We start from the raw sequence: 2,726 nt of genomic DNA, 5'->3' as shown, positions 1-2,726 counted from the left end.
AGCTCGCCGTAATCCAGGTCAGCCATGTGCGTGCACACGCTGTTCAGGAAGTGACGGTCGTGAGAGATGATGATCATCAGGCTGGAACGCTGGGTAGAAGATCAAGTTCACAAAAACATCTTCATGGGCAAGCTCGAAGACGTGCTTAACGGCACGATCAACTGGGGGCGCAAGAACTCCCTGTGGCCGTACAACTTCGGTCTTTCGTGCTGCTACGTGGAAATGACCACCGCCTTCACGGCGCCCCACGACATCGCGCGCTTTGGCGCCGAGGTGATCCGGGCATCGCCGCGTCAGGCGGATTTCATGGTTATCGCCGGTACCTGCTTCATCAAGATGGCGCCGATCATTCAGCGTCTCTACGAGCAAATGCTCGAACCTAAATGGGTTATCTCCATGGGTTCGTGCGCCAACTCCGGTGGCATGTACGACATCTACTCAGTCGTTCAAGGGGTGGACAAATTCCTGCCCGTTGACGTCTACGTGCCTGGCTGCCCGCCCCGTCCCGAAGCTTTTCTGCAAGGCTTGATGCTTTTGCAAGAGTCGATTGGACAGGAGCGTCGTCCGCTTTCCTGGGTCGTTGGCGATCAAGGCGTGTACCGCGCCGAGATGCCTTCGCAAAAGGAACAGCGCCGCGAACAGCGAATCGCAGTCACCAACCTGCGCAGCCCCGACGAAGTCTGATCCAGCTCTGCTTCTTCCATAGAACGAGACACTGGCTTCATTCTTTACGTTGACCGAAAGCGATAAATAACCATGACTACAGGCAGTGCTCTGTACATCCCGCCTTATAAGGCAGACGACCAGGATGTGGTCGTCGAACTGAACAACCGTTTTGGCCCCGAGGCGTTCACCGCCCAGCCTACCCGCACCGGCATGCCGGTGCTTTGGGTTGCCCGCGCCAAACTCGTCGAAGTGCTGACCTTCCTGCGCAACCTGCCCAAGCCGTACGTCATGCTCTATGACCTGCACGGCGTGGATGAGCGTCTGCGCACCAAGCGTCAAGGGCTGCCAAGCGGCGCCGACTTCACCGTGTTCTATCACTTGATGTCGATCGAACGTAACAGTGACGTGATGATCAAGGTCGCCTTGTCCGAGAGCGACCTCAGCGTACCGACGATTACCGGGATCTGGCCGAACGCCAACTGGTATGAGCGTGAAGTGTGGGACATGTACGGCATCGACTTTGCCGGTCACCCCCACCTGACCCGCATCATGATGCCGCCAACCTGGGAAGGTCACCCGCTGCGCAAAGACTTCCCGGCCCGTGCCACCGAGTTCGATCCGTTCACCCTGACGCTGGCCAAGCAACAGCTTGAGGAAGAAGCCGCGCGCTTCAAGCCTGAAGACTGGGGCATGAAGCGTTCCGGCAAGAACGAGGACTACATGTTCCTCAACCTCGGTCCTAACCACCCTTCCGCGCACGGTGCGTTCCGCATCATCCTGCAGCTGGACGGTGAAGAGATCGTCGACTGCGTGCCGGACGTCGGCTACCACCACCGTGGTGCCGAGAAAATGGCCGAGCGCCAGTCCTGGCACAGCTTCATCCCGTACACCGACCGTATCGACTACCTCGGCGGCGTGATGAACAACCTGCCGTACGTGCTCTCGGTCGAGAAGCTGGCCGGCATCAAGGTGCCTGAAAAGGTCGACGTCATCCGCATCATGATGGCCGAGTTCTTCCGGATCACCAGCCACCTGCTGTTCCTGGGGACGTACATCCAGGACGTCGGCGCCATGACGCCGGTGTTCTTCACCTTCACCGACCGCCAGAAGGCGTACACGGTGATCGAAGCCATCACCGGTTTCCGTCTGCACCCGGCCTGGTACCGCATCGGCGGCGTCGCGCACGACCTGCCGCGCGGCTGGGAAAAACTGGTGAAAGACTTCGTCGAGTGGATGCCGAAGCGTCTGGACGAATACCAGAAAGCCGCGCTGGACAACAGCATCCTCAAAGGCCGGACCATCGGCGTCGCTGCCTACAACACCAAAGAAGCCTTCGAATGGGGCGTCACCGGTGCTGGCTTGCGTTCGACCGGTTGTGACTTCGACCTGCGCAAGGCTCGCCCATACTCCGGTTACGAAAACTTCGAATTCGAAGTGCCGCTGGCCGCCAACGGTGATGCCTACGATCGCTGCATCGTGCGCGTCGAAGAAATGCGCCAGAGCATCAAGATCATCGAGCAGTGCATGCGCAACATGCCGGAAGGCCCGTACAAGGCGGATCACCCGCTGACCACGCCGCCGCCCAAAGAACGCACGCTGCAACACATCGAGACCCTGATCACGCACTTCCTGCAAGTTTCGTGGGGCCCGGTCATGCCGGCCAACGAATCCTTCCAGATGATCGAGGCGACCAAGGGCATCAACAGTTATTACCTGACGAGCGATGGCGGCACCATGAGCTACCGCACCCGGATTCGTACCCCAAGCTTCCCGCACTTGCAGCAGATCCCTTCGGTGATCAAAGGCAGCATGGTCGCGGACTTGATTGCGTACCTGGGTAGTATCGATTTCGTTATGGCCGACGTGGACCGCTAAGCATGAACAGCACGCTTATCCAGACAGACCGTTTCACCTTGAGTGAAACCGAGCGCTCGGCCATCGAGCACGAGTTGCATCACTACGAATACCCTTCAGACACCCGCGAAATCGGGCGCCCGACAGCTTGCCCCAGCCCATTCGGTCGCCCCTCATTCGGGGTAGGAGAGACGCCATAGCGAGAT

1 protein-coding gene and 2 pseudogenes are annotated in these 2,726 nt (G+C 59.1%); all 3 read left to right on the top strand.

Annotated features, from left to right (window positions below; genetic code table 11):
- Positions 1 to 93: 93 nt before the first annotated feature.
- Positions 94 to 684 (top strand): annotated as a pseudogene (locus tag ACQKP4_RS28800) (NuoB/complex I 20 kDa subunit family protein); the annotation flags it as partial.
- Between the two features lie 72 nt (positions 685 to 756).
- Entirely contained in the window at positions 757 to 2,541 is a 1,785-nt protein-coding gene (gene nuoC / locus ACQKP4_RS28795; RefSeq protein ID WP_427637407.1) for an NADH-quinone oxidoreductase subunit C/D, read from the top strand.
- 2 nt (positions 2,542 to 2,543) lie between these two features.
- Positions 2,544 to 2,636: pseudogene (locus tag ACQKP4_RS28790) on the top strand (NADH-quinone oxidoreductase subunit NuoE); the annotation flags it as partial.
- Between the last annotated feature and the right edge of the window lie 90 nt (positions 2,637 to 2,726).

This window comes from Pseudomonas sp. NPDC086278, from assembly GCF_050280905.1.
Lineage (GTDB): Bacteria > Pseudomonadota > Gammaproteobacteria > Pseudomonadales > Pseudomonadaceae > Aquipseudomonas.
Note: the sequence above shows the minus strand (reverse complement) of the source record. Positions and strands in the feature narration are given on the sequence as shown.